The following is a 13,373-nucleotide window of genomic DNA, read 5'->3' as shown; positions in this document are numbered from 1 at the left end:
GGCGCGCCGGCAGACTAAGCTCCGTTCATAAAGGTTCTTCTCCCGTGAATGCCCGTGCCGAGTTGCCCAGCCCTGCCATGACCCGTTCGACTCCCCGGGGCCTGCCCCGCTCCCTGACCACTGGCCTGCGCTGGCTGCTTTGGCTGGCCTTCAACGCGTTCGCGCTGTATCTGGTGGTCGCGCTCTACGTCCAGAAGCAGATGGCCTTCGCTCTGCTCGGGCTGGTGGTCACCGGCATCGCCAGCTATCTGTTCATCAACCGGCGCATGTACGCGCAGCGCTACATCTTCCCGTCGGTGGCGGGCATGCTGGTTTTCGTGATCTTTCCACTGCTCTATACGGTGGGCATTGGCTTCACCAACTACAGTGGCACCAATCTGCTGAGTCAGGCCCAGGTCGAGCAGTATCACCTGAGCCAGACCTACCTCGCCGGCGAGCGCTTCCGCTTCAGTCTGCACCCGAGCCCGGAGGGCGAGCGCCTGCGCATCGACAAGGGCGAGCAGGGCGTGTTCGTCAGCCCGCCGTTGACCGGCGAGCCTGACGCCGAATCACCGCTGCTCCTGCAGCCGGCCGAAAGCGTCGAGGGGCTGGGCGATGCGCTGGCGTTGCGCGAGGTGATTCAGCGGCGCAAGGCCCTGGAGCAATGGGTGATGCAGGTGCCGGATGGCAGCCTGCTGCGCCTGTATGGATTGCGTGAAGTCGCCGCCGTGCAACCCGTCTATCGTCAGGATGGCCCCGGCGTACTGGTCGACACCCGCAGCGGCGCGCGGTTGACCGCCGATATGGAGCGCGGCTTCTATGTCGACGAGACGGGCAAGGCGGTGCCACCGGGCTTTACCGTGTTCACCGGCTTCGCCAACTTTTCCCGGGTGCTGACCGAACCGAGCATCCGCGAACCTTTCATGCAGATCTTCGCCTGGACCTTCGCCTTCGCCGGCCTCACGGTGGTCTTCACCCTCGCGGTCGGTCTGGTGCTGGCCAGCCTGCTGCAATGGGAGCTGGTGCGCGGCAAGGCGTTCTACCGGCTGATGCTGATCCTGCCGTATGCGGTGCCGGCATTCATTTCCATTCTGGTGTTCCGCGGCCTGTTCAACCAGAACTTCGGCGAGATCAACCTGCTGCTCGACAGTCTGTTCGGCATTCGCCCGGACTGGTTCAGCGACCCGGCCCTGGCGCGAACGATGATCCTCATCGTCAATACCTGGCTCGGCTACCCCTACATGCTGTTGCTGTGCATGGGTCTCCTGCAGGCCATCCCGCGGGATCAGTACGAGGCTTCGGCCATCGACGGCGCCAGTCCGCTGGACAACCTGCTGCGCATCACCCTGCCGCAGCTGATCAAGCCGCTGATGCCGCTGCTGATCGCAAGCTTCGCCTTCAACTTCAACAACTTCGTGCTCATCACCCTGTTGACCCGCGGTGGCCCCGACATCATCGGTGCGACCACGCCGGCCGGCACCACGGACCTGCTGGTGAGCTACACCTACCGCATCGCCTTCCAGGATTCCGGGCAGGACTTTGCCCTGGCCGCGGCGATTGCCACGATGATCTTCCTGCTGGTGGGCGCCATGGCGCTGCTCAACCTCAAACTCTCGAAAGTGAAGGTATAAGGAGACCCACATGGCCATGGTGCAACCCAGATCCGCCCGTTACCGGCTGTGGGCAACCCACGCGGCGCTGCTGGCGTTCGTGGCGGTGATCCTCTTTCCGCTGCTGATGGTGATCTCGATTTCCTTCCGCGAAGGCAACTTCGCCACCGGCAGCCTGTTTCCGGACAATCCGACCCTGGAGCACTGGTCGCTGGCTCTCGGCATCCCCTACACCCATGACGACGGCAGCGTCACCCAGCCGCCATTCCCGGTGCTGTTGTGGCTGTGGAATTCGGTAAAAATCGCCCTGGCCAGCTCGGTGCTGATCCTGCTCCTGTCGACCACCAGCGCCTACGCTTTCGCGCGCATGCGTTTCGGCGGCAAGGCGCCGATCCTGAAGAGCATGCTGATCTTCCAGATGTTCCCGCCGGTGCTCTCGCTGGTGGCCATCTACGCGCTGTTCGACCAGCTCGGCCAGCACGTCAGCTGGCTCGGGGTGAACAGCCACGGCGCGGTGATCGTCGCCTCGCTGGGCGGCATGGCACTGCACATCTGGACCATCAAGGGCTATTTCGAGAGCATCGATGCCTCGCTGGAGGAGGCCGCCATCGTCGATGGCGCGACCACCTGGCAGGCGTTCTTCCATATCCTGCTGCCGATGAGCGTACCGATCCTGGCGGTGGTGTTCATCCTCGCCTTCATCACCAGCGTCACCGAGTACCCGATCGCCTCGGTGCTGCTGATGGACGTGGACAAACTCACTCTGTCGGTGGGTGCCCAGCAGTACCTGTACCCGCAAAACTACCTGTGGGGTGATTTCGCCGCGGCGGCGGTGCTTTCCGGGATACCCATCACCGCGGTGTTCCTCTACTGCCAGAAGTGGATCGTTGGCGGTCTTACCGCGGGCGGCGTGAAGGGCTGAAGGATGTAGCGAAACAGGGCGCCAGACCGGGGAGCGGACGCCATGCGAGCCGGTGCGCCAGGCCACGACGAGAACAATAACGAGAACAGGGAGCCGTCCATGAATGCCTCAATGCCAGCCTTGCTGCCGCTGATCCCCACCAAGCTGGCGATCCCCATGCTGCCGCCGGGCCTGCTCGAACGCCCGCGACTGGACGAGTGGCAGCTGCGCCTGCCGCAGGTACGCCTGGCGGTGCTGCACGCCGCCAGCGGCTTCGGCAAGACCACCCTGGCAGCGCAGTGGGCGCGGGCCTTCGATGGCCGCGTCGCCTGGCTGCAGCTGCATGCCAGCGACAACCTGGCGCTGCAGTTCGGCCGCTACCTGACCCAGGCGCTGGACCGCCAGCTCGATGCCGGTTGCCCGCTATCCGCGGCACTCGCCGAGCAGGGCCAGGTCTCGCTGGATGCGCTGTTCACTCAACTGCTGGCCGAACTGCCGGGCGAGCACGAGGCGATCCTGATCGTGCTCGATGAATTTGAAGTGCTGCACGAGCGTGAGCTGATCGCCGGGCTGCGTTTCTTCCTGCGGCATATGCCGAGCTGGATGACCCTGCTGGTGTGCAGCCGCCGGCTGCCGGAGCTGGGCGTGGCCGAGCTGCGGGTCAAGCATCAGCTGCTGTTGCTCGATGCCCGCCAACTGGCCTTCGAGGACGATGAGGTACAGGCCTTGCTGGAGTTGGGCGTGCCGGTGAGCATCAACCGCGAGCAGGTCGAGCGGCTCAACCGCCGCATCGGTGGTTGGCCCTGCGCATTGCAGCTGGCGCTGCAGGAAGTGCAGACCAGCCGTGGCATGGACCTGTTCCTGGAAAACCTGCTGCTCGGCCACCCGGATATCCGCGACTACATGCGCGAACAGGTGATCGACGGCCTGCCGCAAGACCTGCGCGGTTTTCTCGAGGCGACCTGCCTGCTCGACCGCTTCGATGCGGCGCTGGCCGACCGCCTGACCGAAGCCTGCCACGGCCGCGAGATGCTCGAACGGCTCGAACGCGGCGGCCTGTTCATCCAGCCGCTGGACAGCCTGCGTCGCTGGTACAGCTATCACCCGTTGTTCGCCGTGTTCCTGCAGGGCGAGCTGCGCACCCACCAGCCGCAGCGGGTCAACCAGTTGCATCTGCGCGCCGCCGAGGCGTTGCTGGCCGAGGGCATGCCCGAGGAAGCCGCGCGGCACGCGGTGCAGGCTGGCGACCCGCAGCAGGTCGCGGAAATCCTGCAGCGCCACGGGCGTGCCTTCTATCGTCAGGGGCGTCTCGGGTTGCTGCAGCAATGCCTGGAAACCCTGCCGGAGCCGGTGATCGCCGGCTCGCCGCTGCTCACGCTCCTGCAGGCCTGGGTGTCACAGAACTCCTACCAGTTCGATCACGTCGAGCGCTGGTTCAAGGCCGCCGAGCTGGCCCTGCAGCGCAGCTGCTCGGAGCAGGACTGGGCGCGCATCGTCTGCGAGTTCAACGCAGTGCGCGCGCAGGTGGCGATGAACCAGGGCGACGAGCAGCGCGCCATCGCCCTGGCCCAGGAGGCGCTGACCTGCGAGCCGCTGATCATGCGCACCTCGCGGGTGGCGGCGATGTCCGGGCTGGCCGAGGTGCATTTCGTCCAGGGTGCACTGCCGCAGGCGCAGAAGCAGTACGAGGAAGCCGAACGCCGCGCCCGTGAGATCAACGCCTCGCATCTGGTGGTCTGGAGCCTCGGCCAGCTGTCGGAGATCGCCATCGCCCAGGGCCATCTGCAGAAGGCCTACACCCTGCAGGAACGGGCCATCCAGTACATTGAACAGCAGAACCTGCAGGCCACGCCGATCGTCGAGTTCATCTACCGGGTGCGCGGCCAGGTGCTGCTGGAATGGCACCAGCTGGATGCCGCCGAGCAGTGCGCGCTGCAGGGCATCCAGATTCTCGACGAGCTTGGCGACCAGCGCTGGCGCCTGCAGAGCCACGCACTGCTGGCCGGCGTCGCCTACGCCCGCGGCCAGCAGAACGCCTGTGCCGACTACATCAGCCAGATGCAGACGATGCTTGCCGACGACCGCTACCACATCGACTGGTTGGCCAATGCCCATGCGGTGATGCTCGCCTACTGGGATTCCAGCCAGGATCGTGAGGCGATTCGCCAATGGCTGATCAGCGCGCCGCCGGTCAGCGCCGGCGCCAACCACTTCTCCCAGCTCAACGCGCGCAACCATGCCCGTGCTCACGTGGCGCTGGGGCAGCTGGACAGTGCGCTGCCGATCCTGCGCCAGCTGCTGACCGATGCCGAGCGCCACGGCCTGGTGATGGATCGCAACCGCAACCACATCCTTCTGGCGCAGCTGCACTGGCTGCGTGAAGAACGCCAGCAGGCGCTGGATCACCTGCAACGGGCCATGATCCTGGCCAGCGGCAGCGGCGCAGTCGGCAGCTTCCTGCGGGTCGGCAAGCCGATCATCGGCATGCTCAAGTGCCTGCTGCACGAGCGCACCCTCGACGAACCGGAAGCCCAGCGCGCCACGCGGCTGATCCAGCTGGCGCAGCAGCAGCGCGACTTCAGCCGCGCCATCCGCATCACCCTCGACGAGGCGGTGATCCAGGACATCATCAATCGCCCCGACGTGCCGGAGCTGATCCGCCGCTCACCGCTGACCCGGCGCGAATGGCAGGTGCTGAGCCTGATCCACGCCGGGCAGTCCAACGAGCAGATCGCCGATCACCTGAACGTCGCGCCCACCACCATCAAGACGCACATCCGCAGCCTCTACCAGAAGCTCAACATCACCCACCGCAGCGAAGCGGTGCAGCTGGCGCGCGACCTGCTGAGCAAGATTCAGGGCGACTAGCGCCGCTCGCCGCCGCCGAGGCGACCGGCTATGCTCGCGGGCCGTACAGCACAACAGGGATGTGGCGGATGATGACGACAGTTCAGCGAACCGCCCGGCGCGCGCCGGGCGCAGTACAGCACGACGGAGGCCGCCCATGAGCCTGACCCGCGTGCTGTTTATCGCCGCCGTCCTGGGTCTTGGCTACAAGCTGTGGAGCGGGCATCAGCAGGAGATGCTGCTCCAGGCAGGCACGACAAGTAGCCCCTCGGGGTTCATCTCGGTGGCGATGCCCGGTGGTGCACGCCCGGGTGTGGTGATGGTTTTCGCACCGGTCAACTGCCCTTCTGATGAAGCGCGGCGGGCCGACGAGCTGGCGGCCGGGCTGTCCCGTATGGGCATCGCGGTGCAACGCTCCAGTCATTTCACTACCGAGACGAACAACCCCAACGCCGAGCAGCAGGCCAAGCTGCAGCGCACCGTCGCGGTGCTAAACGGTGGCATTCCCGCCGTGTTCTTCAATGGCATGGGCAAGGCCAACCCGACACTGGACGAGGTGGTAGCCCAGGTTCGCGCGCCGCGCTGAGCTCCGCGGGCAACGCGCCGTTAGCGCGCGGACTGCGGGGCGCCGCTCAGCCCTTCCACTGCGTCTGGGCGAAGGCGGGCAGGGCGTTGGCGCGCTGCGACGCTGAGGCCAGATGCGGAAAGGCGCCGTCCGGCGCCAGCGTGTCGGGCAGGGTGAGGCGGGCGTAGTCGTAGGCGACCACCGCGCTGATATCCACCTGGCTCATGCGCTCGCCCAGCAAGGGCCGCTCGCCGCGCTCGGCCTGGCGCGCATCCAGCAATGCCAGTGCGCCGCGCGCCTGATCCTCGCAATGGCGGTACCAGTCGTCCCAGACCAGCCCTTCCGGCCGACGATCGCGTTCGTAGTAGGCCGCCACGGTTTTCTCGCAGGCACCGACGGCGAATGCCAGCAGGTTCATCGCCTCGCTGCGCTGGGGGCCGGACAGCGGCAGCAGTGCGCGCTCGGCGCCAGCCTGCTGATCGAAATAATCGAGGATGGCGTTGCTGTCGATCAGCACCTGGCCATCGTCCAGCACCAGCGCCGGCAAGCGACCCAGCGGCGAGTATTCGCGAATCTTCAGACTATCCGTCAGGACGCTGAGCGGTTCGTTGGTGAATGGTATGTCCAACAGATGCAAGCTGACGCCGACGCGGCGGACGAAAGGCGACATGTAGCGACCGATCAGTTTCACAGGCAGTGCTCCAGAGGCAATTGGGCAGTGCATCAACCCTAGTCGAGCCCGCCGGTGGATGCGAAGGCGCCGGGCAGAACCGTCCATCGCATCGCTCGCTCGCCGCCGGGCGGGGGAGGAGGAGCGCAGCGCCAGGCTGTGGCACCCTCGGGCCTTCAGAGATGGAGGCATTGCCATGGCGATGAGCGAGAAACAGAAGATGCTGGCCGGCGAGCTGTACTACCCCGGTGACCCGGAGATTCTCGCCGATCAGGCCGCGGCCAAGGCCTGGATGGTGCGCTACAACGCAGCGCTGGCGGCCTCGCCGGACGAGCGTCGGGCGCTGCTGGCCGAGAGGCTGGCCGCGGTCGGTGCCGGCGCGGTGATCCGCCAGCCGTTCCATTGCGACTACGGCTACAACATCCACCTGGGCGAGGGCGCCTTCCTCAACTTCAACTGCGTGATTCTCGATGTGGTCGCGGTGCATATCGGCGCCGGTGCGCAGATTGGTCCTGCGGTGCAGCTCTACACCGCCGATCACCCGCGTGACCCTGAAGCACGCCGCTCGGGCGTCGAGTTCGGCCGGCCGATCCGTATTGGCAAGAATGTCTGGATTGGCGGCGGAGCGATCATTCTCCCCGGCGTGACGGTCGGTGACGATGCGGTGATCGGCGCCGGCAGTGTGGTGACCCGTGACGTGCCGGCCAGCGCCACGGTGGTCGGCAACCCGGCGCGGGTGCGTTGACCGGCTCGCTGTCTACGCCCTCGGCCAGCGGGCCGTCTACGCCCGGCCCTTACGCCTGCAAGAGCCCGCCGCCGGAGGATGTTGCGACGGGAAGCCGCACCTAGAGTGGCTCCATCTTCACTGGTCACTCATAGGTAACGTGGCATGTCCGAGCAACTTCAGAATTGGTGGCGCGGCGGGGTGATCTATCAGGTCTACCCACGTAGTTTCTTCGACAGCAACGGCGACGGCGTGGGCGACCTGCCCGGCGTGCTGCACAAGCTGGACTACATCGCCAGCCTCAACGTCGACGCCATCTGGCTATCGCCTTTCTTCACCTCGCCGATGAAGGATTTCGGCTACGACGTGGCCGACTATCGCGGCGTCGATCCGCTGTTCGGCACGCTGGACGACTTCGTCCGGTTGGTCGAGGCCTGCCACGAACGCGGCATGCGCGTGCTGATCGACCAGGTGCTCAACCATTCTTCCGACCAGCATCAGTGGTTCGTCGAAAGCCGTTCCAGCCGCGACAACGACAAGGCCGACTGGTACGTCTGGGCCGATCCCAAGCCGGACGGCACCGTGCCGAACAACTGGCTGTCGGTGTTCGGCGGTCCGGCCTGGAGCTGGGACAGCCGGCGCCGGCAGTACTACCTGCACAACTTCCTCTCCAGCCAACCGGACCTGAACTTCCATTGTCCGGCCGTGCAGGATCAGGTGCTCGACGACATGGAGTTCTGGCTCAAACTGGGCGTGGACGGTTTCCGCCTGGATGCTGCGAACTTCTACTTCCACGACGCCGAACTGCGCGACAACCCGCCGAACACCGAGATCCGCGAGGGCAGCATCGGCGTGCGCATCGACAACCCCTACGCCTACCAGCGCCACATCTACGACAAGACGCGGCCGGAGAATCTGGAATTCCTTCGCCGTCTGCGTGCCCTGCTGCAGCGCTATCCCGGCGCCTCCTCGGTGGCCGAGATCGGCTGCGACGAATCCTTGCGCACCATGGCCGCCTACACCAGCGGCGGCGACACCCTGCACATGGCCTACTCCTTCGACCTGCTGACCGAACAGTGCAGCCCGGCCTATATCCGGCATACCGTCGAGGGCATCGAGCGCGAACTGGCGGACGGCTGGTCGTGCTGGTCCATGGGCAACCACGATGTGGTGCGGGTGATGACGCGCTGGGCCCTCAATGGCCGGCCCGACCCGGAGCGCGGCCGGCTGCTGATGGCATTGCTGTTGTCCCTGCGCGGCAGTGTCTGCCTCTATCAGGGCGAGGAGCTGGGCCTGCCGGAAGCGGAACTGCGCTACGAGGATCTGGTCGATCCGTACGGCATTACCTTCTGGCCGGAATTCAAGGGCCGCGACGGCTGCCGCACGCCGATGCCGTGGCAGAGCGAGGCGCATCATGCCGGCTTTACCGGTAGCCAGCCGTGGTTGCCGGTGGACGACTCGCACCGTTCGCTTTCCGTGGCGGCGCAGGAAGCCGATCCGCACTCGATGCTCAACTGCTACCGGCGCTTCCTCGGCTGGCGGCGCGAGCAGCGTCTGCTGATCGAGGGTGACATCCGCATGGTCTACCATGACGACGCCTTGCTGGTGTTCGAGCGCCGGCTCGGGGGGGAGGTCTGGCTGTGCCTGTTCAACCTCGGCGATCTGCCGCGCAGCTACGAGCTGCCGGCCCAGGCGGTGCCGCTGGTGGACGTGCCGGCGAGCTTCGCCGAATACGATGGGCAATGGGCGCGCCTGCCGGCCCATGGTTTCGGCTACGTGCGTCTCGAGGGTTGAGCGAGATCCGGCAGCGGCGGGGTTGGCCCTCCGCTGCACCAGATAACGAGAGCTTGGCGGCATCCAACGGAGAACAACAACGATGGCCAGTGTCACGCTGCGCGACATCTGCAAGAGTTACGACGGTACGCCGATCACCCGGCATATCGACCTGGAAATCGAGGACGGTGAGTTCGTCGTCTTCGTCGGTCCATCCGGTTGCGGCAAATCCACCCTGCTGCGACTGATCGCCGGGCTGGAGGACATCACCTCGGGCGATCTGCTGATCGGTGACCAGCGGGTCAACGACCTGCCGCCCAAGGATCGTTCAGTTGGCATGGTCTTCCAGTCCTACGCCCTCTATCCGCACATGACCGTGGCCGAGAACATGGCCTTTGGCCTCAAGCTTGCCAGCGTCGATAAGCGCGAGATCGCCCGTCGCGTGGAAGCGGTCGCGGAAATCCTGCAGCTCGACAAACTGCTCGAACGCAAACCCAAGGACCTTTCCGGTGGCCAGCGCCAGCGCGTCGCCATCGGCCGCACCATGGTCCGCGAGCCGAAGGTGTTCCTGTTCGACGAACCCCTGTCGAACCTCGACGCCTTCCTCCGCGTGCAGATGCGCATCGAGATCGCCCGTCTGCACCAGCGCATCCGCTCCACCATGATCTACGTGACTCACGACCAGGTCGAAGCCATGACCCTGGCCGACAAGATCGTCGTGCTCAACGCCGGCGAAATCGCCCAGGTCGGCCAACCGCTGCACCTGTACCACTACCCGCAGAACCGTTTCGTTGCCGGCTTCCTCGGCTCGCCGCAGATGAACTTCGTCGAGGTGCGCGCCGTCTCCGCCAGCCCGGAAGCCGTCACCGTGGAACTGCCCAGCGGTTACCCACTGACCCTGCCGGTGGATGGCAGCGCCGTCAGCGCTGGCGACCCGCTCACCCTCGGCATCCGCCCCGAACACTTCGTCATGCCGGACGAAGCCGACTTCACCTTCCACGGCCAGATCACCGTGGCCGAACGGCTGGGCCAGTACAACCTGCTCTACCTCACCCTGGAGCGCCTGCAGGACGTCATCACCCTCTGCGTCGACGGCAACCTGCGCGTCACCGAAGGCGAAACCTTCGCCGCCGGGCTCAAGGCTGACAAGTGCCACCTGTTCCGCGAGAACGGCGAGGCCTGCACCCGGCATTATCGCGAGCCGGCGATTTATGGATGACCGAATCCGCCCCGCTGGACTGGCGGCAGGGTTTAGCTAGGCCAGCTCTAATTGCGCCTGATCGACTGCGGTAAAACGGCTCCTTCAGGCTGCTCAGTGCCGACGTCATACAGAAAGGCACGGTCCGCCTGATCGGTGAAGCTAGAACCGTTGCCGTGGCGTTTGCTTGGTCGCGTCAAAGGCCTGGGGGCTCATCTGTCGGCCAAGGCCAGGTTCACACCGAGACCGGCAAATGATGCCGCGAAGCCGCGGCGCAACCAGGCCTGAACGCGCTGCGATTCGATAACCGCCTTGCGAAAGGCGTGCGCCAGCAGGCCGTAGACAGTAAAGATGGCGAATGTCATCAGCATGAAAGTCGCGCTGAGAACGAGCAGCTGCCCAAGCTCGTCACCTGCGCCCGGCCGGATGAATTGCGGCAGGAAGGCCAGGAAGAAAATGGTCAGTTTCGGGTTCAGCAGATTGACCAGCAGCGCCTTCGCAACCAGCGATCGAACCCTGAGTGGTTCACTATCGCCGCCCACCGCCAGCGCAGAGCGGTCACGCCAGGTCGCATAGGCGAGATAGAGCAGGTAGGCGGCACCTGCATAGCGCAGAGTCTCGAAGACCAGCGCACTGGAATGCAGGATCGCCGCGACACCGAGAATGGTCGCCAGCAGATGCGGCAGAATCCCGAGCGTACAGGCCGTCGCGGCCAGAATACCGGCGCGACGGCCGTGCATTAGCGCCGTCGAAACCGTATAAATCACCCCCGCGCCGGGTATCAGCACGACGACCAGGCAGGTAATCAGATATTCGAGGCTGGGCATTTGGGCTCCTTGATAAGGGGCTGATCGACTGAACCAGCATAGAGCATGGACGGGCGCCGCCCCAACCGGCGCATATCGCATCGCATGGTTCGTCGAAGGCCGCTGCCGCGAAAGCCTCGAGACCTGAGCGCTGGACCCCGTCTGCCCCGCGAGAGTCAACCGCGGTAGTCTGGCGCTTCGCGTCGGTTATGGCGCATTCGCTCGGAGCCACAGTGAGGTACGAATGCAGGTCAGAAAATCCTCTCGATTGTTCATCGTGGATGCTGATGGACGCCTTTTACTTTTCTTGTACAAAGACGAGCATGAAGCGCCCTTCTGGGCGACCGCCGGGGGCGAGCTACAACCTGGCGAAAGCTACGCCGATGCAGCAGCAAGGGAGCTGTATGAGGAGACCGGCCTAACGCTTCACGTCGGAAAGCTGCTCAAAGAACGAGATGAGGTATATGCCGTAGCACGCTCGACACCGGCGCGCTGGCTGGAGAAGTACTTCCTCGTGGAATGCCCAGCGGACACGAGCGTGTTCGCGGCAGAATGGACCGAAGAAGAAAAGAGCACCATTCAGAAATGGAAGTGGTGGAGCTTGAACGAAATGCAGGACCAAGCCGCATCCCTATTCAAGCCCACGTGGCTGCCTGAACTTCTGGGCGCTCTCTTAAGTGATCGTCAGTGCAGCAGCTGATTCTGATCGGCGTTCACTTCTAGGACGGGGCTAGCGGTGGGGTGACCCAGTGGAGTGGCCGAGTCGCTACCAAAGCCTTGCACGAGAGCGTGAACGTGCAAGGGGAAGCGTGCCGAGGCCTCCAGTATTTTCCGATACACGAAAAAAAGCCCCGAGAATCTTGAGATTCTCGGGGCTTTGTATTTGGTGGAGCCGGGGGGATTTGAATCCCAAACTTCAATATCCCGGCCAAATCAAGGCTTCAGCGCATTATGCAAGAAACCTTGATTTGTTGGATTGCTCACAGTGAGCGCGAGTATATGAACCTTTCGAGCCTTGTCAAGCATCGCATTCACCTATCTGTGAGAGTGGCTTTGCGTGCGTTGGCGAGTAGAGCTGCCCGCAGTCGGTTGGGTTTAGGCTGCGTTGAAGCCAAACGCTCCTGAGTTTGAAGTTACCAATGATCTAGGGAGGCGCCTTGGGTTTCTAAGGTGTTCCCGTTGGCACCCGATCATAATCACCTCAACTCAATTTACGGTCTTATTTTGACTGCGGTTCGAGGTTCATGGAGCAGGATTGCCTGGTGTGATTCCAGGTTTCAATCGCGAGGTGCGAAAATGGATGGGGCTGACATCGCTCGCTCAACGCGCGGTTGCCAATACCTTACGAGCGAACGTAACCAATTCAGGGCAGTCACCGTTGGTGCTGTTTCGGTCAACAAAAAAGCCTCGGATGCCTACTGCCGTTGGCCCATCTCGGTCGCAACGTTGGGAGTCACCGATCATCCACGATGCGGTCGGGGACGCCCCAAGCTGATCGCAAATCCAACTGTAGATGGTGGGTTCGGGCTTCATTACGCCTAAATCACAGCTAAACGCATATGCGTCTAGCATGGGGTAGCAACGCAGGACGGCTTGCCGGTACGGGAAAGCCAAATTCGAGCAAACACCGATTCGAATGCCTTGCTCTTGGAGCAGTTTCACCGCTTCGAGCCCGTCAGGATATGCCTCAACGGCTGCGATCTCTTCTGCCAGGACAGTTTCCAGAGTGCTCAATTGTTCAGGGCTTGCAGTGATCCCCAAATGCGCTGCGGCTTGCGTCAACGTTATCGCAGATTTCATCAGGAAAGACGCGTCGTCCGGGCGGGGGCGCCGCCCATGCGCCTTTCCGATCTTCATCAACTGTCGGTACGGATGCGACCCATCTTGAATCTTTATCAGTGTCCCGAAAGCATCAAAAATGACGGCTTGTATGGTCATTAGACATCCCGTTACGACAGGGTATGAAGGCTGGCGCATTCAACCGACGTGCTTGATTGGCCCCGAATACTTCGCTGTAGCATGATTATTGGTTACTAGGATGAAGCCTTCCGAAGCTGCTTGTCCGATGAGCATCCGATCAAATGGGCGCTGTGAAGGAGAGGCGAGGCCGCAGCCGTAATGGCGTGTCGGCTGGTCACGGACAGCTCCTTGTAGTCGCCGTCCAGAAGAGACCTTCTTAGTACTCCTGAATCGAACTGAAAGCTTGCTTTGCCCATCGCGTTTTGGCCGATTTCCCAGATGCTAGCGGCGCTGATGAACAGCTCATTGGCGCGATCCTCGATCATCTCCACAGCCCCGAG

12 protein-coding genes are annotated in these 13,373 nt (G+C 63.8%); 8 read left to right on the top strand and 4 right to left on the bottom strand.

What is annotated here, in order from left to right; all coding sequences use genetic code 11:
• The first annotated feature begins 44 nt into the window (after positions 1-44).
• The 4 genes from malF to BM275_RS16250 all read left to right on the top strand — a co-directional run bounded on the left by malF (position 45) and on the right by BM275_RS16250 (position 5,923).
• Positions 45-1,610: a maltose ABC transporter permease MalF gene (gene malF, locus BM275_RS16265; protein ID WP_208607481.1), complete on the top strand. Its 1,566-nt coding sequence runs from the start codon at positions 45-47 to the stop codon at positions 1,608-1,610.
• A 10-nt stretch (positions 1,611-1,620) separates the two neighbouring features.
• Positions 1,621-2,511 carry a maltose ABC transporter permease MalG gene (gene malG, locus BM275_RS16260; protein WP_090522327.1) on the top strand — a complete coding sequence of 297 codons (891 nt, stop codon included), beginning with the start codon at positions 1,621-1,623 and terminating at the stop codon, positions 2,509-2,511.
• A gap of 99 nt (positions 2,512-2,610) precedes the next feature.
• Positions 2,611-5,358 carry an HTH-type transcriptional regulator MalT gene (gene malT / locus BM275_RS16255; protein ID WP_090522325.1) on the top strand — a complete coding sequence of 916 codons (2,748 nt, stop codon included), beginning with the start codon at positions 2,611-2,613 and terminating at the stop codon, positions 5,356-5,358.
• Between the two features lie 136 nt (positions 5,359-5,494).
• Positions 5,495-5,923, top strand: coding sequence for a hypothetical protein (locus BM275_RS16250; RefSeq protein ID WP_090522323.1), 429 nt, complete (start codon positions 5,495-5,497; stop codon positions 5,921-5,923).
• Positions 5,924-5,969: 46 nt separating this feature from the next.
• On the opposite strand, the gene BM275_RS16245 is transcribed toward BM275_RS16250, so the two are convergent.
• Complete coding sequence (locus tag BM275_RS16245; RefSeq protein WP_090522321.1) at positions 5,970-6,593, bottom strand: glutathione S-transferase family protein; 624 nt, start codon at positions 6,591-6,593, stop codon at positions 5,970-5,972.
• A gap of 175 nt (positions 6,594-6,768) precedes the next feature.
• On the opposite strand from BM275_RS16245, the gene BM275_RS16240 reads away from it, so the two are divergent.
• The 3 genes from BM275_RS16240 to malK all read left to right on the top strand — a co-directional run bounded on the left by BM275_RS16240 (position 6,769) and on the right by malK (position 10,288).
• On the top strand, positions 6,769-7,317 hold the full coding sequence (locus BM275_RS16240) for a sugar O-acetyltransferase (protein WP_090522319.1): 549 nt from the start codon (positions 6,769-6,771) through the stop codon (positions 7,315-7,317).
• Positions 7,318-7,461: 144 nt separating this feature from the next.
• Positions 7,462-9,090 carry an alpha-glucosidase gene (locus BM275_RS16235; RefSeq protein WP_023446202.1) on the top strand — a complete coding sequence of 543 codons (1,629 nt, stop codon included), beginning with the start codon at positions 7,462-7,464 and terminating at the stop codon, positions 9,088-9,090.
• Positions 9,091-9,172: 82 nt separating this feature from the next.
• Positions 9,173-10,288: a maltose/maltodextrin ABC transporter ATP-binding protein MalK gene (gene malK, locus BM275_RS16230; RefSeq protein WP_042923988.1), complete on the top strand. Its 1,116-nt coding sequence runs from the start codon at positions 9,173-9,175 to the stop codon at positions 10,286-10,288.
• A 191-nt stretch (positions 10,289-10,479) separates the two neighbouring features.
• Here the strand turns inward: malK and BM275_RS16225 are convergent, their stop codons facing one another.
• On the bottom strand, positions 10,480-11,094 hold the full coding sequence (locus BM275_RS16225; protein WP_041016060.1) for a LysE family translocator: 615 nt from the start codon (positions 11,092-11,094) through the stop codon (positions 10,480-10,482).
• A 223-nt stretch (positions 11,095-11,317) separates the two neighbouring features.
• Here BM275_RS16225 and BM275_RS16220 point away from each other — a divergent pair, with 223 nt between their 5' ends.
• Positions 11,318-11,773: an NUDIX hydrolase gene (locus BM275_RS16220; RefSeq protein ID WP_023446199.1), complete on the top strand. Its 456-nt coding sequence runs from the start codon at positions 11,318-11,320 to the stop codon at positions 11,771-11,773.
• A gap of 620 nt (positions 11,774-12,393) precedes the next feature.
• Here BM275_RS16220 and BM275_RS16215 read toward each other — a convergent pair.
• On the bottom strand, positions 12,394-13,011 hold the full coding sequence (locus tag BM275_RS16215; protein ID WP_019407037.1) for an HAD family hydrolase: 618 nt from the start codon (positions 13,009-13,011) through the stop codon (positions 12,394-12,396).
• 95 nt (positions 13,012-13,106) lie between these two features.
• Positions 13,107-13,373, bottom strand: a 267-nt coding sequence (locus tag BM275_RS16210; RefSeq protein ID WP_244153884.1) for a PIN domain-containing protein, incomplete at its 5' end; no start/stop codon positions are given.

The sequence above is a fragment of the Stutzerimonas kunmingensis genome, assembly GCF_900114065.1.
GTDB lineage: Bacteria > Pseudomonadota > Gammaproteobacteria > Pseudomonadales > Pseudomonadaceae > Stutzerimonas > Stutzerimonas kunmingensis.
The sequence above is the reverse complement of the archived record's forward strand: the minus strand, read 5'-3'. Positions and strand labels throughout refer to the sequence as shown.

What these genes read in the sequence shown, in the direction of transcription:
- malG (WP_090522327.1), top strand. Translation starts at nt 1,621, where the DNA reads ATGGCCATGGTGCAACCCAGATCCGCCCGTTACCGGCTGTGGGCAACC.
- BM275_RS16235 (WP_023446202.1), top strand. Translation starts at nt 7,462, where the DNA reads ATGTCCGAGCAACTTCAGAATTGGTGGCGCGGCGGGGTGATCTATCAG.
- BM275_RS16215 (WP_019407037.1), bottom strand. Translation starts at nt 13,011, where the DNA reads ATGACCATACAAGCCGTCATTTTTGATGCTTTCGGGACACTGATAAAG.
- malT (WP_090522325.1), top strand. Translation starts at nt 2,611, where the DNA reads ATGAATGCCTCAATGCCAGCCTTGCTGCCGCTGATCCCCACCAAGCTG.
- BM275_RS16240 (WP_090522319.1), top strand. Translation starts at nt 6,769, where the DNA reads ATGGCGATGAGCGAGAAACAGAAGATGCTGGCCGGCGAGCTGTACTAC.
- BM275_RS16250 (WP_090522323.1), top strand. Translation starts at nt 5,495, where the DNA reads ATGAGCCTGACCCGCGTGCTGTTTATCGCCGCCGTCCTGGGTCTTGGC.
- BM275_RS16220 (WP_023446199.1), top strand. Translation starts at nt 11,318, where the DNA reads ATGCAGGTCAGAAAATCCTCTCGATTGTTCATCGTGGATGCTGATGGA.
- BM275_RS16225 (WP_041016060.1), bottom strand. Translation starts at nt 11,094, where the DNA reads ATGCCCAGCCTCGAATATCTGATTACCTGCCTGGTCGTCGTGCTGATA.
- malK (WP_042923988.1), top strand. Translation starts at nt 9,173, where the DNA reads ATGGCCAGTGTCACGCTGCGCGACATCTGCAAGAGTTACGACGGTACG.